Source organism: Flectobacillus roseus, assembly GCF_030056595.1.
Lineage (GTDB): Bacteria > Bacteroidota > Bacteroidia > Cytophagales > Spirosomataceae > Flectobacillus > Flectobacillus roseus.
The window spans coordinates 20,237-45,971 of the sequence record NZ_JASHIF010000004.1 but is presented as its reverse complement, the minus strand read 5'-3'; the positions used below and the strand labels follow the sequence as shown (position 1 = coordinate 45,971).

The 25,735-nt window shown below is 37.8% G+C and carries 20 protein-coding genes and 2 tRNA genes; 12 read left to right on the top strand and 10 right to left on the bottom strand.

Features of this window, described 5'->3' with window-relative positions; all coding sequences use genetic code 11:
- Positions 1–7: 7 nt before the first annotated feature.
- Positions 8–1,042 (bottom strand): glutamate 5-kinase, encoded by a 1,035-nt coding sequence (gene proB / locus QM524_RS05040; protein WP_283343745.1) that lies wholly within the window; start codon positions 1,040–1,042, stop codon positions 8–10.
- A gap of 132 nt (positions 1,043–1,174) precedes the next feature.
- Positions 1,175–1,810, bottom strand: a complete 636-nt coding sequence (gene aat / locus QM524_RS05035; protein WP_283343744.1) for a leucyl/phenylalanyl-tRNA--protein transferase — start codon at positions 1,808–1,810, stop codon at positions 1,175–1,177.
- A gap of 612 nt (positions 1,811–2,422) precedes the next feature.
- On the opposite strand from aat, the gene QM524_RS05030 reads away from it, so the two are divergent.
- From QM524_RS05030 to QM524_RS05010, 5 genes are all read left to right on the top strand, one after another.
- Positions 2,423–3,142 carry a GNAT family N-acetyltransferase gene (locus QM524_RS05030; protein WP_283343743.1) on the top strand — a complete coding sequence of 240 codons (720 nt, stop codon included), beginning with the start codon at positions 2,423–2,425 and terminating at the stop codon, positions 3,140–3,142.
- Positions 3,143–3,239: 97 nt separating this feature from the next.
- A complete protein-coding gene (gene argG, locus QM524_RS05025; protein ID WP_283343742.1) occupies positions 3,240–4,442 on the top strand; it encodes an argininosuccinate synthase in 1,203 nt (400 codons plus the stop codon).
- 90 nt (positions 4,443–4,532) lie between these two features.
- Positions 4,533–5,492: an N-acetyl-gamma-glutamyl-phosphate reductase gene (argC, locus tag QM524_RS05020; protein WP_283343741.1), complete on the top strand. Its 960-nt coding sequence runs from the start codon at positions 4,533–4,535 to the stop codon at positions 5,490–5,492.
- Positions 5,493–5,667: 175 nt separating this feature from the next.
- Positions 5,668–6,513: a hypothetical protein gene (locus QM524_RS05015; RefSeq protein WP_166550441.1), complete on the top strand. Its 846-nt coding sequence runs from the start codon at positions 5,668–5,670 to the stop codon at positions 6,511–6,513.
- Positions 6,514–6,585: 72 nt separating this feature from the next.
- Complete coding sequence (locus QM524_RS05010) at positions 6,586–7,707, top strand: aspartate aminotransferase family protein (protein WP_283343740.1); 1,122 nt, start codon at positions 6,586–6,588, stop codon at positions 7,705–7,707.
- Positions 7,708–7,738: 31 nt separating this feature from the next.
- Here QM524_RS05010 and QM524_RS05005 read toward each other — a convergent pair whose 3' ends face one another.
- Entirely contained in the window at positions 7,739–7,996 is a 258-nt protein-coding gene (locus QM524_RS05005; RefSeq protein ID WP_166577945.1) for a hypothetical protein, read from the bottom strand.
- A 557-nt stretch (positions 7,997–8,553) separates the two neighbouring features.
- On the opposite strand from QM524_RS05005, the gene QM524_RS05000 reads away from it, so the two are divergent.
- The 3 genes from QM524_RS05000 (at position 8,554) to dnaN (ending at position 13,685) form a co-directional block, all read left to right on the top strand.
- The gene (locus QM524_RS05000; RefSeq protein WP_283343739.1) at positions 8,554–10,668 is read left to right on the top strand and encodes a peptidylprolyl isomerase; all 2,115 of its coding nucleotides are present in this window, start codon (positions 8,554–8,556) and stop codon (positions 10,666–10,668) included.
- A gap of 105 nt (positions 10,669–10,773) precedes the next feature.
- Positions 10,774–12,435 carry a gliding motility-associated ABC transporter substrate-binding protein GldG gene (gene gldG, locus QM524_RS04995; protein ID WP_283343738.1) on the top strand — a complete coding sequence of 554 codons (1,662 nt, stop codon included), beginning with the start codon at positions 10,774–10,776 and terminating at the stop codon, positions 12,433–12,435.
- Positions 12,436–12,560: 125 nt separating this feature from the next.
- Entirely contained in the window at positions 12,561–13,685 is a 1,125-nt protein-coding gene (gene dnaN / locus QM524_RS04990; protein ID WP_095162001.1) for a DNA polymerase III subunit beta, read from the top strand.
- A gap of 254 nt (positions 13,686–13,939) precedes the next feature.
- Here dnaN and QM524_RS04985 read toward each other — a convergent pair whose 3' ends face one another.
- Together QM524_RS04985 and QM524_RS04980 are read right to left on the bottom strand one after the other, a co-directional pair.
- The gene (locus QM524_RS04985) at positions 13,940–16,099 is read right to left on the bottom strand and encodes a xanthine dehydrogenase family protein molybdopterin-binding subunit (protein ID WP_283343737.1); all 2,160 of its coding nucleotides are present in this window, start codon (positions 16,097–16,099) and stop codon (positions 13,940–13,942) included.
- A 6-nt stretch (positions 16,100–16,105) separates the two neighbouring features.
- Positions 16,106–16,567 carry a (2Fe-2S)-binding protein gene (locus QM524_RS04980; protein ID WP_095162005.1) on the bottom strand — a complete coding sequence of 154 codons (462 nt, stop codon included), beginning with the start codon at positions 16,565–16,567 and terminating at the stop codon, positions 16,106–16,108.
- A 274-nt stretch (positions 16,568–16,841) separates the two neighbouring features.
- Here QM524_RS04980 and QM524_RS04975 point away from each other — a divergent pair, with 274 nt between their 5' ends.
- Complete coding sequence (locus QM524_RS04975; protein WP_095162007.1) at positions 16,842–17,291, top strand: thioredoxin family protein; 450 nt, start codon at positions 16,842–16,844, stop codon at positions 17,289–17,291.
- A 301-nt stretch (positions 17,292–17,592) separates the two neighbouring features.
- On the opposite strand, the gene QM524_RS04970 is transcribed toward QM524_RS04975, so the two are convergent.
- Positions 17,593–18,426, bottom strand: coding sequence for a TerC family protein (locus QM524_RS04970; protein ID WP_388045227.1), 834 nt, complete (start codon positions 18,424–18,426; stop codon positions 17,593–17,595).
- Positions 18,427–18,908: 482 nt separating this feature from the next.
- Between QM524_RS04970 and QM524_RS04965 the strand changes: the two genes are divergently transcribed.
- Together QM524_RS04965 and QM524_RS04960 are read left to right on the top strand one after the other, a co-directional pair.
- A tRNA-Val gene (locus QM524_RS04965) sits at positions 18,909–18,986 on the top strand.
- A 16-nt stretch (positions 18,987–19,002) separates the two neighbouring features.
- Positions 19,003–19,077: transfer RNA gene (locus QM524_RS04960), tRNA-Val, on the top strand.
- A gap of 195 nt (positions 19,078–19,272) precedes the next feature.
- On the opposite strand, the gene QM524_RS04955 is transcribed toward QM524_RS04960, so the two are convergent.
- The 4 genes from QM524_RS04955 to rsfS form a co-directional block, all read right to left on the bottom strand.
- A complete protein-coding gene (locus QM524_RS04955) occupies positions 19,273–20,817 on the bottom strand; it encodes a glycoside hydrolase family 32 protein (RefSeq protein WP_283343735.1) in 1,545 nt (514 codons plus the stop codon).
- Between the two features lie 257 nt (positions 20,818–21,074).
- Complete coding sequence (locus QM524_RS04950) at positions 21,075–21,881, bottom strand: UDP-2,3-diacylglucosamine diphosphatase (protein ID WP_095167969.1); 807 nt, start codon at positions 21,879–21,881, stop codon at positions 21,075–21,077.
- 137 nt (positions 21,882–22,018) lie between these two features.
- Positions 22,019–24,115 (bottom strand): ATP-dependent zinc metalloprotease FtsH, encoded by a 2,097-nt coding sequence (ftsH, locus tag QM524_RS04945; RefSeq protein ID WP_095167967.1) that lies wholly within the window; start codon positions 24,113–24,115, stop codon positions 22,019–22,021.
- A gap of 210 nt (positions 24,116–24,325) precedes the next feature.
- Positions 24,326–24,712: a ribosome silencing factor gene (rsfS, locus tag QM524_RS04940; protein ID WP_095167965.1), complete on the bottom strand. Its 387-nt coding sequence runs from the start codon at positions 24,710–24,712 to the stop codon at positions 24,326–24,328.
- Between the two features lie 125 nt (positions 24,713–24,837).
- On the opposite strand from rsfS, the gene QM524_RS04935 reads away from it, so the two are divergent.
- Positions 24,838–25,611 (top strand): biotin--[acetyl-CoA-carboxylase] ligase, encoded by a 774-nt coding sequence (locus tag QM524_RS04935; RefSeq protein ID WP_095167963.1) that lies wholly within the window; start codon positions 24,838–24,840, stop codon positions 25,609–25,611.
- Positions 25,612–25,735: the final 124 nt, after the last annotated feature.

Sequence of the window (25,735 nt, the reverse complement as noted above, 5' to 3'; positions counted from 1 at the left end):
TTCAACTTTATAATAATACTATTTCGTCGGCGTTGGCTACCTCAAAATTTTGGGTTTTGAGATTTTGCGCTATCACTACAGAAGATTCTCTGGCTCTTGCTATTGCTATCACGTGAGTTGATTGGTCTAGAATTTCAAAAACCTCTCCTCTTTCAAATTCTCCATCAACTGCGGTAATTCCAACCGCTAGTAAACTTTTTCGTTTGTTGAGCGCCTCCACTGCGCCAGCGTCTACCACAACATTACCAGCAATAATACTTCCGCTACCGAGCCATTTCTGACGAGCAGTTAAGCTGGCTTCCTGAGGCGCAAACACTGTTCCTATCTTTTCGGCAACTGCCTCGATAATGCCATCAGGCTTGTTCATGCCAAAAATTACCACTTTAATTCCCATTCGGGTAGCCAAGCGTGTATAATTCAGTTTGGAAACCATGCCGCCCAATCCTAAAGCTGATTTATCGGTATCTACAAACCCTAAGATTTTCTCATCAATTTGTTCAACAAAAGGAATAATCTGTTTTTGGTCATCGAGCAAGCCTCCTACAGATGTACAAAGCAACAAGGCTGATGCTCCAAACCCCGTAGCAATTAGCGTAGCCAATTCATCATTATCCGAAAACTTCAACTCTAAATTACTTACTACGTCATTTTCATTGGCAATCGGAATAATGCCGTTATCCCACAACTCTTGGTAGGTTTCTTTCAGTTGCAAAAACTGATTGCGATTAGCAAAGTGTTGTCGCTCGCAGAGGCTTTGAGCAATGGCAATGTCATATTGAGAAAAATAATTGGTGTATTTGGCCAACAATAAAGGGTTACCGATCGCTGCCGCAGCTTTACGCTCGGTGATTGTTCCTTTGTATTCTTTGATAAAGCCTTTTCCCGCTCCTACTGCACCCGACGATACCAATACGACATGATAATCCTGATGCAGAATTGCTACTTGTCGAGCAATTTCTTGCAAAACAGCCTCGTTCAATTCTCCACTTTTATGCGTAATTGAGGCCGTTCCAAATTTGATAACTAAAACTGGTTTTGACATTTTATATAAATTCTATCATACTGGGGTTAACAGAACAATGTGTTCTTACAATAACTGTTGAAAGTTATACCACAAAGATAGAGGAATGAAAAAACAAAAGAATGATAAGCATTGATTTTCATATCAATCAACTCACAATCCCTCTGTTTGATTAGGATCAAAATAAATACTAGGAGTATTAGGGACAAAACTTCTAGGCTGCTGAATTGCTTTACGTAATAAGATTAAATAATCTTCACGAGGAATTTCGATAGCACCATATCTTTTCACATTGTCATTAATAAACTGTGTATCGAGTAACTCATATTGCTGTTTTCGCAGATTTTCGATTAAATAATGAAAAGCCACTTTCGAAGAATTGGGTTCTAAATAAAACATAGATTCGCCAAAATATACCCCTCCTATTGCCACACCGTAGAGTCCTCCCACAAGTCTGTCACCTACATAAGCCTCTACAGAATGAGCCATGCCCATTTGATGCAAATCACAATAGGCTTGTATTATTTCCTCCGAAATCCATGTTTCAGGCTCGCCATTTCGGGGCAATGCACAATGTCGCATCACCGCTTCAAAATCTCGGTTGATATGAATATCAAACAAATTTTTATTCAATATTGGTCGTAAAGACTTTGCGGGTTTATAGGTGTCGATAGGAATAATGGCACGTGGGTCTGGCGAATACCAATACAAAGAGCCATCGGTATCGGCCATTGGGAATATACCATTCATGTATCCATACATCAAATCTTCCGCTGTTAATTCATCCATTTTTAATATCTATCAATTGGCAATTCTACGTTTTATTAGGGCTAAAAAAATGTCTAAATATCTAAAATTCTTCAGCTCTGTCACTCAAATGCTTCCAGTTTATTGGTGCCTCTCAAATCAATTTTAGGGAATTATTAGCAAATTTCCAAACGCAGCCTCATTAAGCTATTATTGGGCATGTTTAAGTATAAATACTCCCAAAAAACATTTAATAAGTCCAATAAATGAAACATTATAGCGATATATGATGTTAAATTTTCAAACTATTAAAAAAAAACCTTGCATCTTACATTTTGTTTTGGTAAACTTTGCACGATTTTTAGTTTTAATACTTACAAAAAACAACAGGTCGTCTTAAATTAAGTAAAAAAACACTTGAGCTTTCAAGCAATTTTCACACAACCTTACAATACCATAGTGAAAAACCTTTTTTTACATATCATCGTTGAGCCTACTGCGTTACCACGCAGGCGACCATTCTTTTTTAGGGTTTGACCCTAACTCTTCCTTTGCTTGCCTATGTGGCAGGTTATCTCATTATCTAATTTATTTTCTGTTTTTATCGAATTAACTCCTTGAACCGTAGCAGGTTAACGCTATCGCTATCATTCAATGAATCAATATAAAGTTCAGGTCGCATCCGCTGAACACTTACATCTGGCTGAGGCTATTTGCCTTGAAATGGAAGAATCCGCTAAAGCACGCGGAACAGGAATCGCTAAGCGTTCTCCACAATATTTACGTGATAAAATCAACGAAGGAAAGGCTATCATCGCTATCGATGATAACGGTGCTTTTGTTGGCTTTTGCTATATCGAAACTTGGGAACACGGTAAATTCGTGGCTAACTCAGGTTTGATTGTAAAGCCCGAATGGCGTAAATACGGTGTTGCAAAGGCTGTAAAAGCCAAAGCATTTGAATTGTCTCGTAGCAAATATCCTGATGCCAAAATCATTGGTATTACTACTTCATTGGCAGTGATGAAGATTAACTCAGAATTGGGTTATGAGCCTACCACTTTCAGCGAACTACCTGTTGACGATGCCTTCTGGAAAGGTTGTCAGTCATGTGTCAACTACGATGTACTTTCACGTACCGACCGCAAGCACTGCTTGTGTACAGGGATGATTTTTGACCCAGAGTGGGAGAAAAAAGCCAAACAACGTGAAGCCGAAGCCCTTGTTACAAGTGAATCCGAACCTGCACGTGGCAATTGGGATTTCTTGAAAGATGTAAAAGTACTAGAACGTTTACTTTCTATTAAAGAAAAAATGTTCTTGAAAATGGCCGAAAGAAGCAAAGAACGTAAGTTGAGAAGAGGTATTGCATAAGTAAAAAGCCAAAATCAAGCATTAATTGAAGTGTATCTTGATCATATAAACAACCAGAAAGTAAGGTACTGTTAAGCCATTCTTTCGAAATAAAAAAATGAGTAAACCAAAAGTATTATTAGCATTTTCAGGAGGCCTTGATACCTCTTTTTGCGTGAAATATCTTTCAGAAGACCGTGGCTATGAAGTACATTCTGCCTTGGTAAACACAGGAGGTTTTTCGGCAGAAGAATTGAAAGACATTGAAGAAAAAGCCTACGGATTGGGCGTGGTATCACACGTAACATTGGATGTAGTTGAAAAATACTACAACGATTGTATTCGCTATATGGTATTTGGTAATGTATTGAAAAACAATACCTATCCATTATCAGTATCTGCCGAACGTGTTTTCCAAGCTACTGCCGTGGCAGAGTATGCTAACCAAATTGGTGCTAAAGCCATTGCTCACGGAAGCACAGGAGCAGGCAACGACCAAGTACGTTTTGACGTTGTATTCAGAATTTTATCTCCAGAGGTAGAAATCATCACTCCTATTCGTGATCTTAAATTGTCGCGCGAAGCCGAAATCGAATACCTTAAAGAAAAAGGCGTGGTAAGAGAATGGCATAAAGCGGCTTACTCAATCAACAAAGGATTGTGGGGAACATCAGTTGGAGGGAAAGAAACACTTACTTCTAATGGATATTTGCCAGAAGAAGCTTGGCCAACACAAGTGACTAAGTCAGGCGAAGAAACAGTAAAATTACATTTCGAAAAAGGTGAATTAGCAGGTCTTAATGGTGAAGCTTTATCACCAGTTGACGCCATAGTTAAGCTTAATGAAATCGCAGCACCTTATGGTATTGGTCGTGATATCCACGTGGGAGATACAATCATTGGTATTAAGGGTCGTGTAGGTTTTGAGGCAGCAGCACCATTGTTGATTATCAAGGCTCACCACTTGCTTGAAAAACATACATTAACGAAACAACAACTTTACTGGAAACAAAACATTGCTGAAATGTATGGCACTATGCTACACGAAGGACAATTCTTGGAACCAGTAATGCGTAACTTCGAAACTTTCTTGGCAGATACCCAAGAGAATGTATCGGGTATTGTAGAAATTCATTTGGCGCCATACCGCTATTTTGTAGTAGGTATCGAATCACAGTATGACCTTATGTCATCTGTATTTGGTTCTTATGGTGAAATGAACAATGCTTGGTCGGGAGATGATGTCCGAGGATTCTCTAAAATTGTGTCGAATCAAACGATGATTCACCGTAAAGTTACAGACTTAGCCCAACAGCAATAAGAATATTTGTTTTACTTCATGCGACAAATTTTCGTGTTTAGCTTGGGCTACGCACGAAAATTTGTCGCATTTTTTTATCATATAAAAAACATGATTAAAGTAGGAATTATCGGTGGTGCAGGATATACAGGTGGAGAGTTACTCAGAATTTTAATCAATCACCCAGAAGTAGAAATTACCTTTGTGAACTCAAAGTCACAAGCTGGAAAACCTGTTTATGCTACGCATACAGATTTGTTGGGCGATACCGAATTGGTATTTACAGACGAATTGCATACTAATATCGATGTAGCATTTCTTTGCTCAGGGCACGGCGAATCGAAAAAGTTTTTAGAAGCTAATCCTGCTTTTAAGGAAATCAGTATTATAGACCTAAGCACAGACTACCGTGACCAATCAGAGGGATTTGTTTATGGTTTGGCAGAATTACAAAGAGACAAAATTAAAGGCGCCAAGCATATCGCCAACCCAGGATGCTTTGCGACTTCTATTGAATTAGCGTTATTGCCATTGGCTTCAGCAGGATTAATTCAAGATGCCATTCATATCTCAGCAGTAACTGGCTCTACAGGTGCAGGACAGTCGTTGTCGGCAACAAGCCATTTTTCTTGGCGTAACAACAATATTTCTATTTACAAGGCTTTCACCCATCAGCACTTGACTGAAATTGGCATGACGCTCAATGAACTTCAAGCTGATTTTGATCAGCCTATTAATTTTATTCCGTACCGTGGCAACTTTACTAGAGGTATCATGGCAAACGTTTATACAAAGTTTGAGGGTACTTTAGCTGAAGCGAAAGAATTGTATAAAAACTACTACGCCAATCATCCTTTCACCACAGTAAGCGATGCGGCAATAGATGTAAAACAAGTGGTAAATACCAATAAATGTCTGATTCACTTAGAATTACACAATGGCAATTTATTAATCTCTAGTATCATCGACAATCTTACAAAAGGAGCATCAGGTCAGGCAGTACAAAATATGAATCTAATTTTTGGGTTACCAGAACGAACTGGTTTGGCGTTAAAAAGTGTTGGATTCTAAGAATATGCTTTGCTCTGACTCAGAAATTATGGTGTAGGTTATATTCAGACTGATTTATATCATCTTTCCAAGTCGAGTGAATGCTTAATTTTGAATTTGGAGGTGACTCATCAAAAATTTCAACGATTGAGTCACATTCTCTTTACCAACAATTTAAACAATCACTCTCTCAAAAATGAAAAAGCTAGTACTATTATTAGGACTGATTTTACCAACCCTGAGCATCGCTCAAGAAAAACAACCATACAGTCGCAAAGGACAAGGATTTGTTTATTGGGGATACAATCGCTCCACTTATACCAAATCTGACATTACGTTTATTGGTCAAGGATACAACTTTACTTTACATGATGTAGTCGCAAAAGATGCGCCTTCACCACTTGGTCGCGAATATTATGACCCAGCGCTTTTCTCAATTCCTCAATTCAATATTCGTGGGGGATATTTCTTTAGCGACCACTGGGCAGTATCTATCGGTTGGGACCACATGAAATATGTGATGGTCAACGACCAACAGAGCACCATTACGGGAACTATTTCGGCACAGGTATCTAATCCAGCCATTACGGTAAATCCTGCTTATGTAGGTACTTTTGATCATAAGCCTATCACAGTTAACTCAAAAGATTTTTTAACCTTTGAGCATACCGATGGCTTCAACTTTGCCAGTGTTGACTTAGACCGTTATGACAGACTATGGAAGGCAAAAAATGGCGTTCAAGGGCTAGACTGGATTGTAGGTGGTAGTGTAGGAGCCTTTGTTCCAAGAAGTGACGTTCGCTTATTTACAGTAGGCAAAAACAATTACTGGAATGTTGCTGGTTATGGATTTGCATTAAAAGCAGGCTTACAATTTGATATCACCAAACACGTTTTCTTACGCAACGATATCAAAGGAGGTTTTTCTCGTCTAAACGATATTAGAACCACAGGTCGTGACGGCGATTACGCTAAGCAAAGCATTTGGTATTTAGAAGATTATTTTGTTTTAGGCTTCACTATTGGCAAAATGAAGAAGTAGTAAAAATAGACCCAGTCTATTCTCTTCTTTACTTTTGGGAGCCATTTTCACTATCTCAAAACTCACAAAGAAATGAATCTATTCAATGTTTATCCACTATATGATATCGAGCCTGTAAAAGCAAAAGGCAGTTATTTATGGGATAAAAATGGTCAAGAATATCTTGATTTGTACGGAGGTCACGCCGTGATTTCTATTGGTCACTCGCACCCGTACTATGTTGAGAAACTTACAACTCAATTGAATAATATCGGTTTTTACTCTAATTCTGTAAAAATTCCTATTCAAGAAGAATTAGCGACTAAATTAGGTGAACTATCTGGTTACGAAGATTATGCACTATTCTTATGTAACTCAGGTGCTGAGGCTAATGAGAATGCGCTGAAAACGGCTTCTTTTTTTAATGGTCGTAAAAAAGTAGTTGCATTTACCAAAGCATTCCACGGACGTACTGCTGGTGCTGTAGCTGTAACAGACAACAAAGCAATTGTCGCTCCAGTTAATTATTCTGAGCATGTGACTTTCTTACCATTTAATGACATTGAAGCGTTAGAGCAAAGTGTAACAGAAGAAACTTGTGCAGTTATCGTTGAAGGTATTCAAGGAGTCGGAGGTATTCAAGTAGCATCAGAGGCTTTTTTAAAAGCTGCTAGAGCGATTTGTGATAAGACTGGCGCTGCTTTAATTCTTGATTCGGTACAATGTGGCTACGGTCGCTCAGGTAAATTTTTCTCACATCAATATGCTGATGTGCACCCTGACCTTATCACTACAGCAAAAGGAATGGGTAATGGATTTCCTATTGGTGGCGTATTGATTTCTCCGAAGTTTCAAGCAAAATTTGGGATGTTGGGTACAACCTTCGGCGGCAACCATCTGGCTTGTGCGGCAGGAGTTGCTGTTTTGGACGTTATGAAACAAGAAAATCTAATTGAAAATGCGTCAAAGATGGGCGATTATTTAATGAGTAATCTCCAACAAATTCAAGGTATCAAGGAGCTTAGAGGTAGAGGACTCATGATTGGTATTGAGTTTGAGCAACCTGTAGATGAAATCAGGGATACGCTTTTATTTAAACACCACATATTCTGTGGCTATGCAGGAAAACACACTTTACGTTTATTACCAAGCTTAGCTTTGGGACAAACCGAGTGTGATAGATTTTTAGAAGCACTTCAAAGCGTTCTAAAATAGATATACAGTTACTGGAAGTGAGTAGTATAAGCTACTTGCTTCCTGTTTGAACAGGCTCTTCTTCGGAAATAATCTTATCGATAATATTCTTCCACATTTTCTCCTCTTTTTGTGATTTATTCACCAGTAATTCACGTTTTGAACTTTCTTCCCAAACGCGCTTGAGTCGTAAATACGTCAGATTATTAATTATATTTTCATTCCGCCAGAGTTCTATTTCTTGTTCTTCATCTTTGGAGGCTCGACCTTCAAAGTGTTTGACTAAAAGTATATATTTGACTCTTAACATGTAGTGCGGGATAGTCGAAGCCAAAAATTAGACAGAGAGAAATTACTAACTTTTACAACTAGCTATCTTAAGGAGTTTAATAAATAAGTTCTATATAATAATGATACCTGTGTAGATGGCGACTACACGTTTCATTATAAAAGACTGAAAAACAGTTCAGAAGTAACATTATAAACTAAAATTAATTCATAATTATTTTATTATTCTTTAGTTAATCTGACATAAATCAGCATAAAACCCCAGATGTGCTATATTTAATCAATCTATCAAACAAAACTTTGACAATCAAACGATTAAGTTTTGCGTATTATTCAAGTAAAGCTAAGTATTTTTCAAATAGTTTAGGTAGGAAAATTGAACAAAAAAAAGAAAAACTCTTCTATCTTATTTAAGATGCCATACAGCTATTTTGATATTACAAAGTATTATGATTATTTTGCGGTTCTTTTGTGCAGAATATTGTATCTCGTAATTGGTGAAGAACAACTGTCCCTTTTTACCACCAGCCTACGAGTCTCGTTTCACCCATTAAAGCATAACGTTTTAAAGTACTAAATATGGCATTAATTACCAAAATCAGAGAAAAATCGGGAATTGCAGCGGCAGCCATTGCCGTGAGTTTAATTCTATTCCTATTAGGGAGCGACATTTTCCAAGGCAAGTCTCGCTTCTTCGGTGGGAGTAGCGACGAGGTAGGGGAAATCGCTGGAGAGTCTATCAAATTTCAAGATTTTCAGAAAAAAGTAGAAGAGGCATCTCAAGCCTATTCAGCTCAAACAGGTCGTGGACCAAGCGAGCAAGAATTAGCGATGATGCGTGAGCAAGTATGGAACCAATACCTTTTGGATTTTGCTTACGGTAAAGAATATGAAGCGCTTGGACTTTCAGTTTCTCCTGAAGAACTAGTTGATATGGTTCAAGGAAACAACATCCACCCTTCAGTTAGACAACAGTTTACTAACCCACAAACTGGTCAGTTTGACAAAAACTACGTTATTCAGTTTCTTAAAAACTTGAAGTCTATGCCAGCTGCTCAGCAACAAGCATGGGCTAACTTTGAGAAATCATTGAGTCAAGACCGTTTGAGATCAAAGTATGAAAGCTTATTGAGATTATCGACTTACACAACAAACATCGAAGCTCAAAAAGATTACCAAGCTCAAACAGCTAAAGCTGATGTTCAGTACTTGTACGTTCCTTTCTATTCTATCGCTGACTCTACTGTAAAAGTGACAGATAGCCAATTGGAAGAATACTTAGCAAAACACAAAGACTTGTTCAAAGGAGAAAACACTCGTTCTATTCAATATGTAACGTTCCCTGTGATTCCTTCAAAACAAGATACTGCTTCTTTCTACAACGATATCAAGCGTTTGGCGAAGGATTTGGCAGTGGCTAAAAATGACTCTGCTTTTGCTATGATGAACTCAGATGTTAAGACTCCATATTTGGTTTCATTAGCAGAAGTTCCTGCAGCAGTAAAAACACAGTTAGGTTCAATGATTGCAGGTGGTATCTACGGTCCATTCAAAGAAAATAACGTTTACTCTATCTACAAATATGGTGGTATCCAAAAAGATTCTTTGTTTACAGTACGTGCTAGCCATATCTTGATTCGCCCAGAAAACACAAGCGACTCGTCAAAAGCAGCAGCTCGTAAACGTGCAGAAGGTATCATGGCGCAAATCAAAGGTGGTGCCAACTTTGAAGCACTTGCTCGTTTGAATGGTATGGATGGTACTGCTCAGCAAGGTGGTGACTTAGGTTTCTTCAAAAACAACGGCTCAATGGTAAAACCATTTGAAAAAGCTGTATTTGGATTTAGCGGTGCTGGTTTGATTCCTGGTTTGATTGAAACAGATTTCGGTTATCATATCGTAAAAGTAACTGAACCAAAGTCTAACACTCGTTACAAATTAGCTGCTATCAATCGCACTATCGCTCCTAGCCAAGCAACAATGGACGAAGTTTTACGTAAGGCAGATAACTTTGCGGCAGCAAACACAAGTGCTGAAGCATTTGACGCAGCTGTGAAGAAAGATAAAAACATTTTGATGCTTCGTGCTGAAAGAATGTTGGAAGGTTCTAGCAATGTAAACAACTTGACTAATGCTCGTGACATTGTTCGTTGGGCATTTAATGATGATACTAAAGTTGGAACAGTTTCGGATGTATTCCAAAACGACAACCAATATATTGTTGCTATTTTGACAGGTAAAACTTCAAAAGACGAAGTGAAAGTTGCGGACTACCGTGACGAATTAACAGCACGTGTTAGAGCTGAATTGAAAGCTGAACAAATTATCAACAAATTGGGTGGTATTTCAGGAAGCTTGGAGCAAGTAGCACAAAAATATGGTGCTGGTGCTTTAGTTGAAACTGCTACTGATATTACATTGGCTCAAGGCGTATTGTCAAGCGCTGGTGCAGATCCAACTGCATTAGGTAAAGCATTCGGTTTGAAAGTTGGTCAAAAATCAAAGCCATTCAAAGGTGAACAAGGTGTATTTATCGTTCAAGCGGTTAAATCAACTCCTGCACCAGCAATCGCTGACTTGACTATGTACAAAAACTCTGCTCGCATGATGGCTACTCAAAGAGCTTCTTTCTATATCAACGAGGCAATCAAAGAAAATGCTAAAGTTGTAGATAACAGAGCAAGATTCTATTAGGATTTTTTCTTTTGAAAATATTCTGAAAAGCACCTCAAACGAGGTGCTTTTCTTGTTTTATTAGTAGCTTTGCAAGAAAATCGCCTTGGCATCGTTAAGGAAAATATGAAAAACAAAATCATTCAATTTGCACTCGCATTAGGCTTCATTATCGGCCTCAACATACTAGCTAACTATTATTTCTTTCGACTCGACCTTACAGAGGAAGGACGATATACCATTGCACCTGCCACAAGAAATTTACTCGAAAATCTTGATGGAGATATTAATATCAAAGTATATCTCACTGGCAATGATATTCCTGCGGGATTTAAGCGTTTGGAAAGTGCTGTAAAAGAAACCCTAGATGAATTTAAAATTTATGGAGAGACACATATCAACTATCGCTTTGTTGACCTAAATGCTGAAATAAAGGATACCAAATTGCGTAACCAGAAAATTCTGGAACTTGCCCAGAAAGGGATTCCTCCAACCAACGTTGTCAATTCTGAAGATGGAAAACGTACTCAAACATTACTTTTGCCAGGTGCTATTATTACTTATCAAGACAAAGAAATAGCAACACTTTTGTTGAAGGGGAACAAAATGTCCTCTCCTCAGGAGATTCTCAATCAGTCTTATGAAGGTGTTGAATATCAATTAGCTTCTGCTATTAAGGCTTTGACTTTACAGGAAAAGAAAAAAATTGGTTTCTTTACCAACTACACATCTTTGCCTGCGGTCAACCAATTGAGCATGATTGGAGCATTAAAGAAGTTTTACGACCTCTACCCTGTCGACCTACGTAATTCTCCAACCTTGGATGGACTTGATGCAATCTGCGTCTTGAAACCAGACCAAGCTTTTAACGAAGAAGATAAATACAAGATTGACCAATTTATCATGAATGGAGGAAAGGCTGTTTTCTTTGTAGATGCAGTAAAAGTAGATTCTGCAGCGCGAGAAGGTAACTTATCCACCATTAATAATCTTAACCTCGACGATTTACTTTTCAAGTATGGGATTCGTCTCAATCACAATCTGATCAAAGATGCTCAGATGTGTGCAGCTATCCCGATGGACATTGGTAATTTTGGAGATAAATCTAATATTCAGTTGGTGCCTTGGCAATACTTTCCATTGATTAATACTTTTGGAAAATCGCCTATTGTTAAAAATCTTGATGCCGTTTATACCAAGTATGTTGGTAGCCTAGATACAGTTCGTGCAGATGGTATCAACAAGACACCTCTACTTATGACTTCACAGTACACTCAGTTATTGAGTGCACCAGCAATTTTAACTTATAATTTTGCTAGTAAAGATTTAGACGCGACTCAGTACAAAGGAGGCGTTCAGACCGTTGGAATGCTATTGGAAGGCAAATTTGAGTCACTGTACAAAAATCGTATTTTACCAAGTGACCCACGTGCTGCTACTTTTAAAGCTAATAGTGCTGCCACCAAAATTGTTGTATGCTCTGATGGAGATATTCCTGTAAATGATTTTGACCAAAAGAACAACGCTCCACTGCCTTTGGGCTTCGATCGTTTTTCTGGAAATACCTTTGCCAATAGAGATTTTGTATTGAATACCTTCGACTATTTATTGGATGATAACGGTGTTATTTCGGCTCGAAATAAAGTAATTACACTTCGTCCGCTCGACAAGTCAGCTCTTCAAAATGAACGCCAGTATTGGCAAGTCGTTAACTTGGTTGTTCCAATGATAATCTTGGTTTTGATAGGACTTCTCCGTAACTATACCCGTAAGAGAAAATTCGCCTAATCCAAGTTTATTTCAAGGCTTATTCGTACTTTTGTAGCATAACTAAACATGTCTTTTGACCTTGTAAATACACATTCTTTTGAATGTTTTTTACCTAAAGACTCCAAATAAATCAATCAGCACTAATGAAATTCGTCGTATCTTCATCAGTTCTATTAAAGCAACTCTCTACGGTAAATGGCGTTATTACAAACAACCCAATTGTACCAATTTTAGAGAACTTTTTATTCCAACTCGAACACAGTCAGCTAACTGTAACAGCTTCAGATTTGCAAACAGTGATGATTACTACGCTAGAAGTAGAATCTCAAGATACTGGTGCAATCGCTGTTCCTGCACGCTTGTTACTCGATACCTTGAGAGGCTTACCAGACCAGCCTATCACTTTCAAAGTAGATACTGAGACTTTTGGAACTGAAATTATTACCGAAAATGGTCGTTACAAACTTTCAGGCGAAAACCCTATTGACTTCCCTAAGGTTCCGCAAGTAAGCAAAAGCTTATCTGTAGAAATTGGAGCTGATACATTGGGTTCGGCTATTGCAAACACCATTTTTGCCGTTTCTAGCGATGATTTACGTCCAGCTATGACAGGGGTATATGTGCAATTGAACTCACAATACACCAATTTCGTAGCAACAGACGGTCACCGTTTGATTCGTTATCGTCGTAGCGATATTCAGTCTGAGCAAGAATCAAGCATGATTATTCCTCGCAAGGCTTTGAACTTGTTAAAATCATCATTGCCTTCTGATGATACTGTTGTAACAGCTGATTTTAGCTCGTCGAATGCATTTTTTAGTTTCAATAATATCAAAATGATTTGTCGTTTGATTGACGAACGTTTTCCTGATTATGAAAATGCGATTCCTCAAAACAATCCAAATGTATTGACCATCAATCGTCAGGAGTTGTTGGGTTCTTTGAAACGTATTTCTATTTACTCAAATAAGACTACACATCAAATTCGCTTGAAATTAGGTCATAATGACTTAGTGATTTCGGCTGAAGATTTAGATTATTCAAATGAAGCAAACGAAAAGTTGATGTGCGATTATGAAGGAGAACCAATGGAAATCGGTTTCAATGCAAAATTCTTAATCGAAATGTTGAACAACTTGAGTTCAAACATGATTTCAATTGAAATGTCAGCTCCTAATCGTGCAGGTCTTATCATTCCTGCCGAAACGAAGGAAAATGAAAATATTTTGATGCTAGTTATGCCAGTAATGTTGAATAGCTACGCATAGTTATTTAGTGAATTGTGATTTAGTGAATGAGTGATTATTTTTAATTGAATCTCAATCACTTTACATATTGCATAATAGCATTATTCAATAATAAAGGAAATATATTGACAGTCACTTAAAAGGTGTTCGAAAACTAGTTTCGAACGCCTTTTTTGATACTATACTTTAGACGCAAAGCATTGCGTCTCTACTAGTAAAATTCATATTAAAAACAATCACTCATTCTCTCAATCACCATTCACTCAATATTACACCTAACTAAACTGATATTGCTTAAAGGGCATCTTAGTCATTCGAGTTCCAGTAAGAGTCGCTACGGCATTGGCAATAGCAGGGGCTATTGGTCCCATAGGAGGCTCTCCTACTCCTCGTGGTGCATCACCAGTAGACAAAATTGACACTTCAATGTCAGGAATATCTCGTATTTGAGCCATCTGATATTGTAAATATTGATTCGGTGTTACTTTACCATCTTCAATATTTAGTTCCTCAAACATACTAGCACTAAGCCCCATCGAAATGGCTCCCTCACATTGGGCTTTTACCCCATCTGGATTGATGACCAAGCCTGGGTCTATGACACAATAGACTTTGAGGACTTTAATAGCTCCGTTTTCAAGTCTTACTTCTGCCACTTGAGCTACGGGTGTATTTACATCTGTTGCACAAGCTACACCCATTGCGTGACCTTCAGGAAGTACTTTTTGACCAAAGCCACTAATTTTCTGTACTTCTTTTAAAACACCAATAAGTCGCTGACCACGTTCATCTGGTTTGATATGTGCAATTCTAAAACTAATAGGATCTTGCTTTGCCTTTTTAGCTAGTTCATCCACAAATGATTCAATCGCAAAAGAATTGGCCATTAGTCCCAAGCCACGCCACCAGCTTGTAAAAAAAGGCAACTGACAACGCCAATATTTGACACTTGAATTAGCAATATTCTCATAATGAAATAAGCCTCCTCGCCACGCACCAAAATCAGCTCCTAAAACCGTTGGTGCAAAACTTGGCACTAAGCTCGAACCAAAGGCAACATCTCCACTAGCAATTTGATGCTCTATGGCTTCTATTTTGCCATTATTAAGCTTAGCACTCAATTTATGATGCGTTGGTGGACGCAAATATCCATTCTGAAACTCTTGCTCTCGTTCGAACAATACATGAACAGGCAACCCTATTTCTTGTGATAAAACTACCGCTTCATAAGCATGTGGGGTGTAAAGCCTACGACCAAATCCTCCTCCCATAAAGGTTGGCTGAATGTCAATATCTTCTGCTCGAATACCCGTAGCCTCTGCAATTTCATTTCTAGTATTTTTGACAGACTGTGTGCTCATTTTGACCACTACTTTTCCATCTTTATAATACGCTGCCACGCCATTAGGTTCCATCTGGGCATGCGCTCCCAAAGGCGTATGGAATTCTAATTTTATATTATCTTTGCCTTCCTCAAGACCCGTCACATCACCATTTTCCTGTACAATGGTAAGATCGCCTTTACCGATTTGGACAATCTCATTTACTTCTTTTTGTTGAAGCAAGGGCGTAGGACTAGTCCAAGCAATTTGGAGTTTCTCTTTTGCCATTAATGCCTCGTATCGGCTTTTTGCCAATACAGCCACAAACTCAGGTTGCTCAACCACTCTGATTACTCCTAATGATTTTGAGGCTTCCTGAGCATTTACGACACCTCTAACAGCACCAAAATAGGGAGAACGTACCACAGCAGCATATACCATACCGTGAAAAGTAGCATCTATCCCAAAAATAGGTTCCGCTTTTACCTTTGCTACCAAATCTACTCTTGGCAATGCCTTCCCGATTACTTGGTACTTTTCAGGCTTTTTCAGTGTAGGCTCTGTATCTGGCAATGACCATTCTGAAGTTTGCGCAACGATCTGCGCATAAGACAGCTTTTTGCCTTGACCTATTACGTAGCCATTCTGAGCACTAAGGTTCGAGAGCGATATTCCCAATAAAGTAACCGCACGCTCGCGCAGCATTTCGCGCATCGAAGCAGCAAGCATCGACAATTGTGAAAAGGTACTCGAAATAGAGTCGCTCCCGCCCGTCGTATTGGGGTCTATAGGGCCATGTGAAGTTGCACTATGAACCACCTTGATTTGATTTATAGAAACTTCCAACTCCTCAGCTACAATCTGTGCCAAGGCCGAAAACACTCCTTGTCCCATTTCGATTTTAGGAGAATGAAACAAAATGGTATTATCTTTTTGTACCTCAAACCAATATTGAGGCTCGGTATCGGTACTAAATTGCACTAAAGCGCCCTTATCTGCCTGTTCTACAAAAAAACCTCGAATAGCTTTTTTACCTACCCAACCCAAACCTAAGGCAAGTCCTAGACCTGCTCCTGTTTTTATCAAAAAATTTCTTCTCGTTGCTTTCCACATGGTCTCTTAGCTTTTTTGATTTAATTGAGCAGCTTTATGAATAGCCTTTCGCATACGATAATATGTACCACAACGACAAATGTTAGTGATATTATCGTCGATATCGGTATCTGTTGGATTTGGAATTCTTTGAAGCAACTCTGCCGTAGCCATCATAAATCCTGGTTGACAATAGCCGCATTGGGGCACACCTTCTTCTATCCATGCTTGCTGTACAGCATGTAATTGCCCTTTACCAAGTCCTTCGATAGTTGTTATTTGTTTATTTTGAACTTGAGAAACAGGTACTGAGCACGAGCGAATAGCATTGCCATCGAGATGGACTGTGCAGGCGCCACACAAGCCTTTTCCACACCCAAACTTAGTTCCCTTTTGTTGAAGAGTATCTCGCAGTACCCAAAGCAATGGCATATCCTCTGGAACATCCACACTTTGGGTTTTACCATTTAAGTCAAATTTCAGAAGCATCGTAAGATTGTTGATTGTTTAAAAAAAGAATAGCAAGTGACGAACAATTATGCACATTTTAGCCTAATTAATCAGTCAATAACACATCTACAAGTTAAACAATTTCAGTGCTCAGAAGTTTGACAAGCCCATGTTTTGTACAAATTTTTGCCAAGAATATTCAAATAAGGTTCGTTTGTAGCTTTTTTTAGGTACTTGAGATAAAATTCTTGCATCAGAAACTAAAAAGGTCGATTTTCACGTTAGATTAACAAACGCTTTAAATTTCATTACGATGCTCAAATCAAGATTTTTCGCGATTGTACTTACTTTATTTACAATCCACTCTTTTGCCGAAAATAACCCTACTTCTAAATCAAAGTCTGAAGGTACTACTGGTATTCAATTTTTCAGCGGTACTTTTAAGCAAGCTTTAGCTAAAGCGAAACAAGAAAAGAAATTAGTACTTGTTGACTGCTACACTACTTGGTGCGGTCCTTGTAAATATTTGAAGACTAAAGTTTTTACAGACAAAGCGCTTGGTGATTTTATGAATAGCAAATTCATCAGTGTAGCAGTTGATTATGAAAGTGCAGAGGGCGAAGCTGTAGCGCAAATGTATCCAGTAGAAGGCTACCCAACTTTATTCTTTATGGATAGCAACGGAAAAGTAAAGAAAACATTACTTGGTGTGCCACAAGGAGGAGCAAAAGAAATCCTTCAAACAGCTCAAAAAGTAAAATAATATTATCCAATAACAATTGTCAAAAGTCAGCCTTCCCAAAAGCGCTGGCTTTTGTTTTTTAGGAACCATCTTTAAGTATTTATACAACAAAAAAGCGAATAGAGTATTCTATTCGCTTTTTTGTTGAGATTGAAGCTGTTTAAACGTTCACTTAGCAGGTGGATTTATCCACCTGCTAAGTGAAATTATTGATCAAGAACAAGTCATATTATTGACTTTAACTCAAGCATTCTTTCCCTAGTTTAAACAGCTTCGTTGAAAAGTTTCAAGTCGTAATTGACCAATCTACCTTATTTTCGACTTATTTCTCATCTTCATCTTCCAACAAACCTTCTTTTTTAGCTTGCACTTTGTAATCATGCAACTGTACAGGTTTTGCTTTTTGAGTCTTCATATTCAAGAATTCTACTAACAATGAGAAGGCAATTGCAAAGTATAAATATCCTTTCGGTACTGTACCAATTTCTGATGCAAAAATTGACACATGCGAGCCATGAGCACTTTCTGCAATTAACATAAAGCCAATCATAATCAAAAAGGCTAACCCTAGCATTTGAATTGATGGGTGATCATTAACAAATTTGCCTACAGGACCAGAGAAGCCCATCATAATCAAGATAGATAGCACAACTGAAAGAATCATAACAGGTAAGTTGTGAGTCAAACCGATAGCTGTCAAAATCGAGTCGATAGAGAACACGATATTGATTAAGGCAATTTGTAAAACTACAGCCGTCAACTTATCTGCTGCACTTCCTTTCGGACGGTCTACATGATCTTCAGAAGGATCACCTTCCAATTTGTGGTGAATCTCAGAGGTAGCTTTGTAAAGCAAAAACAAACCACCCACAAATAGAATCAAACTTTGACCTGAAATACCTGCTTTAAACCAACCCCAATCGATGTGAACAAAAGGTTCTTGTAGGGAAATAATAATCGACAAGCCAAACAATAATACCACACGGAAAATCATGGCTAATAACAAACCAATATTACGAGCTTTAGGCTGATCTTTTACTGCTAATTTGTTAGCCGCAATCGAAATAAAGATAATGTTGTCGATCCCTAATACAATTTCAAGAAATGTAAGTGTAATTAAACTGATGATAGCATCTGGACTTAATAGTTGTTGTATCATTTTTAAAAAGTTGGTTTAAGAAATTATTGTTTTAAATTCTCCTCGAACAAAACAAGGAGTGATTGTCTGTTCTTGTAGTTACAAATCTATCAGGTTTTATGAATTAAAAAAATCTTCTTTTCTATAGAAGGAAAGTTTTGCTTACAAGCCTTTCATTTTATTGGTTTATTGGTAAAAATCGTTTGTTAAATGGATTCGGAAGTTTTTTTGGGAAATTTTTCATTTTTCTTTCTCCTATTTGAGTGTTAAAAAAGAGGAATAAATACGAATTTTCTTTAAAAATGGTGAATTTCAGAAAAGTCGAGCAGTTTTTTTAAAAAAAATGCAAAAATTTTTCATCATTTAACTATCTGATAACAAAAACGTTACTAAAAACTTTCAAAAAAATATGATTTTTTTTCAGAAAAGGACTTGCATAATACATTTCAACCGCGTAATTTTGCACCACGTTAAACGCAACGACAACAACAAAATAAAATGGTTTCATAGCTCAGCTGGTTCAGAGCACCTGCCTTACAAGCAGGGGGTCCTAGGTTCGAATCCTAGTGGGACCACCACTTTATTTTCATTTTAGGTTTCATAGCTCAGCTGGTTCAGAGCACCTGCCTTACAAGCAGGGGGTCCTAGGTTCGAATCCTAGTGGGACCACAAAAAGCCCTCTTACGAAAGTTTGAGGGCTTTTTTATTGTCTTTATCAAAAGAAGTAAAGGCATTTCTGCCTTTATTACTTTGTGCCTTCACTCCTATTGATTTCACTCATTTTTTGCTTAAATAAAGCGTATTCATATTTTCAATAAAACATTTTTAAACTTTTAGCTTACGGCATAATGCCTAACCTCTAACTTACTTCGACTTGTCTTTCAAATTCCAAATCTTTAATTTTCGCACTTTAGATTTACCATTTTCAGTAAAAATCGAAAGTGTTTTTGCCTTCTCTGATGGAAAAATCAAATCGGTAATTGTTGTCAACCCATCATTCGCAAATACCTCAACAGACATTCTATCTACCAATATTTGTAATTTCAAAATTCCGTCTTTCAATTCATAATTAGCTTCTTCGATACTTGGAAACTGAGCGTGGTTTTTTACAGAAGATTTGAGTCTGTCTAGAATCAGGCTCTTCTTTTTGGTATCGTAATATACCTTTGTCTCAAACTTATTATTTTTATTGTTCAATGAGTCTGCTTCTTGAGCAATTTTAAATCCTACTTTATTCGCAGACTTTACTTCTATTTCAGCCTCAATCAAATAAGCGTTGTCTGCAAATAAGGTTCCTCCACTCAATTCTATTGAATTTTTAATCTTGAAATTTTCTTTTTCGAAAGAATCCTTCTTTTCCAAAAAATCTGAAGAAATCGCTGGTGCTTGAACTAGTCTCAAACCATTTGAAGTATTTTTCAATGACAACTTTCTTGGAATCGTCATTTGCCCTCGCCACGGAAACGTAGGGTTATCTCCCGTATAATTTAGGTTAGTCATCCATGCCACCAAGGTTGCTTGCTCTTTGGGTAATCCATTATACGGAATCCCCGCATATACATCTTTTCCATAGTCCACATACAAAGCTTGTTCGGGTGCATTAAGGTTTGTGAAGTTTTTCCCATCAAAATCACCCACAAAATATTGCATTCCTGTATATCCTTCGGTCGAACCATTTGAGGATAACATAAGAACCCATTTAGAGGTATTTGAGCCTTCTACGGGCAATTCTGTAAGCGATGGACACTCCCAAGGCTTACGTTTATCGCCTTGATTGGCAAATTCGCTCAATAAAGACCAATCTTTAAGATTTTTCGAGCCATAAAATAGCACTTTGTATTCGAGCGGTAAAACCACCGTCATGACCCATTGAGCAGAACCATCGTGCCAAAATACATTGGGATCACGAAAGTCCTTTTTTCCCAAATCAATTACTGGATTCTTGGCATATTTAGTAAAGGTCATACCACCATCATTGGAGTAGGCGATGTACTGTGATTGCTTTTTGTTATCAATATGTGCTGTGTAAATCGCCACTAAACTACCTTCAGGGGAAGTCGAAAAGCCAGAAGTATTATGTTTATCATGCACTAAACTTCCCGAAAATATCATCGTAGTATCTTCTGGAATAGCCACAGGATGTTCGGTCCAATGCAACAAATCAGAGCTTGTGGCATGCCCCCAACTCATGTGCCCCCATTGATTACCAAAAGGATTATGCTGGAAATAAAGGTGATATTTCCCTTGGTAAAACAGCAAACCATTGGGGTCATTCATCCAATTTTTTTGAGGTGTAAAATGAATGAAAGGTCGTAAATGGTTGGTTTCTTGTTCTTTCTTTTGCCCAAAACTTAGCAGTGGTAAACTGCCAATAGAACATAGCAATACATTTTTCAAAAAGTTTTTCATAGATAAACTGGGGATGGGATAAATTGTAGATATTATAGAAAATTGTAAAACAATAAACTAGACCGAAGGTATTCTATCGGTCCAATTGTTTCAAAAAAAGGCAAAATAGGTAATTATTTACTGATTATCAATAACGGATTTTTTATTTAAGAGTAGCGAACTTCGTATTAAAATCTACATTCAAGAGATTCTCTTTTGTTTAAATAAAAAATCCCAAGTGAGGCAAAAATGTCACCACTTGGGAGATTCAGTTTAAGTTATACGTTTAGTGCCGATTCTATTTTCATCGTTGAACCATCCCAAACCGCATAATGATAACTCGTTTCGGCTGAATCATAGCACCATTCACCAAGATTGATATATCTAGCACCCGTTTCGCCGACCGCTAAATCAAGCAGTAGGTGACGATGTCCAAAAATATAGTAATCAAAATGCTGTTGTTGCTCTATTTCAAGTGCATGGTTTAACAACCACTCATCTTTCCCTTTAAAAACTAGCTCCTTTTTGATACGTTCAGGGTCTTTGCGGCTACCTGACCACCAATGCGCTAACGATATACCTACATGAGGATGTAACCAACTAAATGCCCATTGACAAACCTTATTTTCAAAAACACGCTTTAGCACTTTGTATCCATTGTCGCCAGGTCCCAAACCATCTCCATGAGCGATATAAAGCTTCATTGGATTTATTTGTCCAGATGTTTGTATGCTATATTGCTGAGGGTCACGATACACTTTGATACCCATCTCTTTCGTAAAATAATCGAATATCCAAATATCATGATTTCCTGTAAAAAGTATTAGTTCGATACCACGATCAGATAATTCGGCTAATTTTCCTTGCAAACGAATGAATCCTTTAGGAATGGCATTTTTGTATTCAAACCAAAAGTCAAAAATATCTCCTACCAAAAAAATCACTTGCGCATCAGCACTGATTTGATCAAGCCAACGAACTATTTTTCTCTCACGAGCAAGGCTTTCTTCTGGAGTAGGATAACCGAGGTGAAAATCTGAAGCGAAATATATTTTTTTATTGGAATGAAGTTGGATAGAAATCATGCTTATAAATATCAAATACGGAGTTTTCTTTGTGCGAAGATAAAGAAAGTAATTGTAACCAAAGATGATTTAAGTAGAAAGCCTAAAAATACAAAAAGCCCTTCACCGATGGCGAAGGGCTTTTTGTACAATATTTCTTAAGCAAGTGTGTCTTCTGTATCTGTAGAATCAACATTTGTTGTTTCTGATGCTGAAGGCTGCTCCTGCGCCGTGTCTTGTTCTTTTTGACGCTCTAGGGCTTTCTCTTTTTCTTCCTCACCTTTAATAAACTCTTGGTAAGTTGTTAACTGTTCGAAAGGACGAGAACCTACTAGTCTTTCCAGATCGCTTTGGAAAAGAACTTCTTTTTTCAATAACTCTTGAGCCAAAATCTCTAACTTCTCTCGCTTTTCTGTCAACAAATCAACCGTACGTTGATAAGCTGCCTGAATAATCTGGCGAACTTCCACATCGATTTCGCGAGCAGTTGTTTCAGAGTAAGGCTTATTGAAGTTGTACTCAGAACCTTTAGAATCGTAGTAAGAAATATTACCCAACTTGTCATTCATACCATAGATAGTCACCATACTGTAGGCTAACTTGGTAATACGCTCAAGGTCATTTTGTGCGCCAGTTGAGATTTTACCGAAGATAATGTCCTCTGCAGCACGACCGCCCAAGGTAACACACATTTCGTCGATTAACTGCTCAGTACGATACAAAAATTGTTCTTTTGGCAAATATTGAGCATAACCCAATGCAGCAATACCACGAGGTACAATAGTTACTTTTACTAATGGGTTAGCATGTTCTAGGAACCATCCTGCAATAGCGTGCCCAGCCTCATGATAAGCAACGATTTTCTTTTCTTCAGGAGAAATCAATTTATTCTTTTTCTCCAAACCACCAATCACACGGTCCATTGCTTCTTGGAAATCTTTCATATCTACCGCGGTCTTGTTACGACGAGCAGCGATAAGAGCAGCCTCATTACAAACGTTCGCAATTTCGGCACCAGCAAAACCTGGCGTTTGTGCTGAAAGCTCTTTAGGATCTACATCAGCAGCTAATTTCAAAGGCTTTAAGTGTACTTTGAAGATAGCTTCACGACCTACGATGTCTGGCTTATCAACCGAAATTTGACGGTCAAAACGACCTGGACGTAACAGAGCTGAGTCGAGTACATCGGGACGGTTGGTAGCCGCCATGATGATAATACCTGAGTCAGTTGCAAAACCATCCATTTCAACCAACAAAGAGTTCAAGGTATTTTCACGCTCGTCATTAGCTCCTGGCATTGCACCACGACCACGAGAACGACCTACAGCATCAATCTCATCGATAAAGATGATACAAGGTGCTTTTTCTTTTGCTTGCTTAAATAAGTCACGTACTCGTGCTGCACCTACCCCCACAAACATCTCGACAAAGTCAGAACCCGAAAGTGAGAAAAATGGAACACCTGCTTCACCAGCTACTGCTTTTGCTAATAAAGTTTTACCAGTTCCTGGAGGGCCTACAAGCAATGCACCTTTAGGAATCTTACCCCCTAGGTCAGTAAATTTCTTAGGGTTTTTCAAGAACTCTACAATTTCTTGAATTTCCTCTTTTGCTTCATCCAAACCAGCCACATCGTTGAACGTGATCTTCACTTTAGCCTCACCATCAAACAATGTTGCACGAGAGCGACCAATGTTGAAGATTTGTCCACCAGGACCACCTGCTCCTCCCATACGGAAGAACATAAAATAAATTCCGACAAACATCAAGATTAGCAATCCTGGTCCCATCAAGAATTCAAAAATTCCTGTTCTTTCTTCAGAAGTAGCGTGGATACGTTGCTCGCGAGGAATGTCTTTTTGTAAATCGTTGAGTTCAGTTTCGAATGAGAAAGCGGAGTTGATTGGTAATTCAAAGTGAGGTCCAGAATTCTGGCTCATTACTCCATTTCCTTGTTGGTCACCTAATTCAGATTTATATTTTGGTAAAGCCTCTTTTTTAAGCGTAATCTCTGCGATGTCTTTATTTTTGATAATGGTCAATTTTGCAATTTCTTTATGCAATACCATTTGTTCAAATTGTAGCGGCTCGATGGTTTTTAACACACGTGTCTTACTTAGGAAGTAAATACTCACCAAAGCAATAATTAAAGCTACTACTAACCAACCCTGAAATCCTCCACTTGGAACATTGGGACGACGAGAATTTTTTGGGAAGTCTGATTGTCTGTTATCTCCGCTATTATTTTCTGCCATTGTTTTTTTAATTACACTTTAAATTCATAATTCTGGTTTAGGATAATGACCCAAAAGATGTAGCCCTGATTTTACAAGGTTAGGCAATAGTCATAATCCTGAAATTTTACCACTCTACACATATCAACGTCTAGTTGAAGTAGATTGTTTCTTAAGCTGCTGAATCGTGAGAAGTGGTAAAATACATTTATGAGAGGTTACAACTGCTGATTAAGCGGCTTCGTCGTCGATATAGGTAAACTGAGCGTCTCCCCAAAGTTCTTCAAGTTTATAAAACTCTCTTTTGTCTTTCTTGAATACGTGAACAATTACATCGTAATAATCCAATAAAATCCACTCACGATTTGACTTTCCTTCGATACTTTTAGGGTTTGTACGAGTAGCTTCCCATACTTCTTTATCAACTGAATCGGCTATAGCATCAATTTGAGTATCTGACGTACCTGCACACACTACAAAAAAATCAGCAAAGGCATTTTTTACCCCTCTCAAATCCATCACTACGATGTCCAATGCTTTCTTTTCTTGCATTCCTTTTACTACTAAATTGCAAAGTTCTTCTGAACTTGTTTCTTTTTCTGCTGTGATATCTACCATGCTAAATTCTTTATGTGTTATTCTCTTGTGGAGTAGGGCTAGTATATTTGTACAAATAATTCTGAAATATGGCTATGTTTGCCCTGTTTTTCTTGTATTTAGAAACCTAAAATTACGAAATAACCTTGTACAAAATTCAACCCAACACCTTATTTACTGGCAAAATTATTAAATATCTGCCAACTTGTCATTCTACTAACGACATTGCGGCTGAAATGATTCAATCGCAAGAGGTTTTTGAAGGAACGATTATTATTACAGACCACCAAACTACGGGTCGTGGACAACGAGGAAATTCGTGGGAAGCTGCAATAGGCCAGAATCTTACTTTGTCGTTGATCCTCAAGCCTACATTTCTTCGTGCTTCAGACCAATTTCAGCTCAATGTAGCGGTGTCTTTGGGTGTTCATGAATTTTTGAGTCAATACCTGCCAGAGGGTTTAACGATAAAATGGTCAAATGATATTTATCATTATGACAAAAAACTAGGTGGTATCTTAATCGAAAATACGCTCCAAGGATATAATATTGGTTACTCTGTTATTGGAATCGGACTCAATATTAACCAAACTCAGTTTGGCGTTGCTACAGCCTCGTCGTTGAGCTTAGCTGCAAATGCAACACAAAGCTATGACTTAAATACGATGCTTGGTCAATTAGCAGAAAAAATTGAAAAATATTATTTACAAATAAAACAGGGATATTATGAATCCCTCAAAATACAATACCTCAGAGTAATGTACCGATACCAAGAATGGCATTACTTCAGAAAAAATGACGAACTTTTTTTAGGACAAATTATCGGAATTGACCAAACTGGTAAATTAGCGATTGAAACTGAAGAGGAAGAATTGTTGTATTTTGACTTCAAAGAAGTACAATTTGTCATTAACCCTTAAGTTAATGTCGTGGTATAAACGACGCAAAACTCTGGAAAAAGATATATCCTAACAACATCGTTAGAAAACACATCAAAAGAACTCTTACGATAGCCTGCCTATTCATGACATTGGGGTTAGATAC

Excerpts from the sequence above, each read along its gene's own strand:
- aat (WP_283343744.1), bottom strand. The coding sequence starts at position 1,810 with ATGGATGAATTAACAGCGGAAGATTTGATGTATGGATACATGAATGGT.
- QM524_RS04980 (WP_095162005.1), bottom strand. The coding sequence starts at position 16,567 with ATGCTTCTGAAATTTGACTTAAATGGTAAAACCCAAAGTGTGGATGTT.
- QM524_RS04950 (WP_095167969.1), bottom strand. The coding sequence starts at position 21,881 with ATGATTTCTATCCAACTTCATTCCAATAAAAAAATATATTTCGCTTCA.
- QM524_RS05010 (WP_283343740.1), top strand. The coding sequence starts at position 6,586 with ATGAATCTATTCAATGTTTATCCACTATATGATATCGAGCCTGTAAAA.
- rsfS (WP_095167965.1), bottom strand. The coding sequence starts at position 24,712 with ATGGTAGATATCACAGCAGAAAAAGAAACAAGTTCAGAAGAACTTTGC.
- QM524_RS04975 (WP_095162007.1), top strand. The coding sequence starts at position 16,842 with ATGCTCAAATCAAGATTTTTCGCGATTGTACTTACTTTATTTACAATC.
- gldG (WP_283343738.1), top strand. The coding sequence starts at position 10,774 with ATGAAAAACAAAATCATTCAATTTGCACTCGCATTAGGCTTCATTATC.
- dnaN (WP_095162001.1), top strand. The coding sequence starts at position 12,561 with ATGAAATTCGTCGTATCTTCATCAGTTCTATTAAAGCAACTCTCTACG.
- QM524_RS04985 (WP_283343737.1), bottom strand. The coding sequence starts at position 16,099 with ATGTGGAAAGCAACGAGAAGAAATTTTTTGATAAAAACAGGAGCAGGT.
- QM524_RS04955 (WP_283343735.1), bottom strand. The coding sequence starts at position 20,817 with ATGAAAAACTTTTTGAAAAATGTATTGCTATGTTCTATTGGCAGTTTA.
- QM524_RS05030 (WP_283343743.1), top strand. The coding sequence starts at position 2,423 with ATGAATCAATATAAAGTTCAGGTCGCATCCGCTGAACACTTACATCTG.
- proB (WP_283343745.1), bottom strand. The coding sequence starts at position 1,042 with ATGTCAAAACCAGTTTTAGTTATCAAATTTGGAACGGCCTCAATTACG.
- QM524_RS05000 (WP_283343739.1), top strand. The coding sequence starts at position 8,554 with ATGGCATTAATTACCAAAATCAGAGAAAAATCGGGAATTGCAGCGGCA.
- ftsH (WP_095167967.1), bottom strand. The coding sequence starts at position 24,115 with ATGGCAGAAAATAATAGCGGAGATAACAGACAATCAGACTTCCCAAAA.
- QM524_RS05005 (WP_166577945.1), bottom strand. The coding sequence starts at position 7,996 with ATGTTAAGAGTCAAATATATACTTTTAGTCAAACACTTTGAAGGTCGA.
- QM524_RS05015 (WP_166550441.1), top strand. The coding sequence starts at position 5,668 with ATGAAAAAGCTAGTACTATTATTAGGACTGATTTTACCAACCCTGAGC.
- argG (WP_283343742.1), top strand. The coding sequence starts at position 3,240 with ATGAGTAAACCAAAAGTATTATTAGCATTTTCAGGAGGCCTTGATACC.
- argC (WP_283343741.1), top strand. The coding sequence starts at position 4,533 with ATGATTAAAGTAGGAATTATCGGTGGTGCAGGATATACAGGTGGAGAG.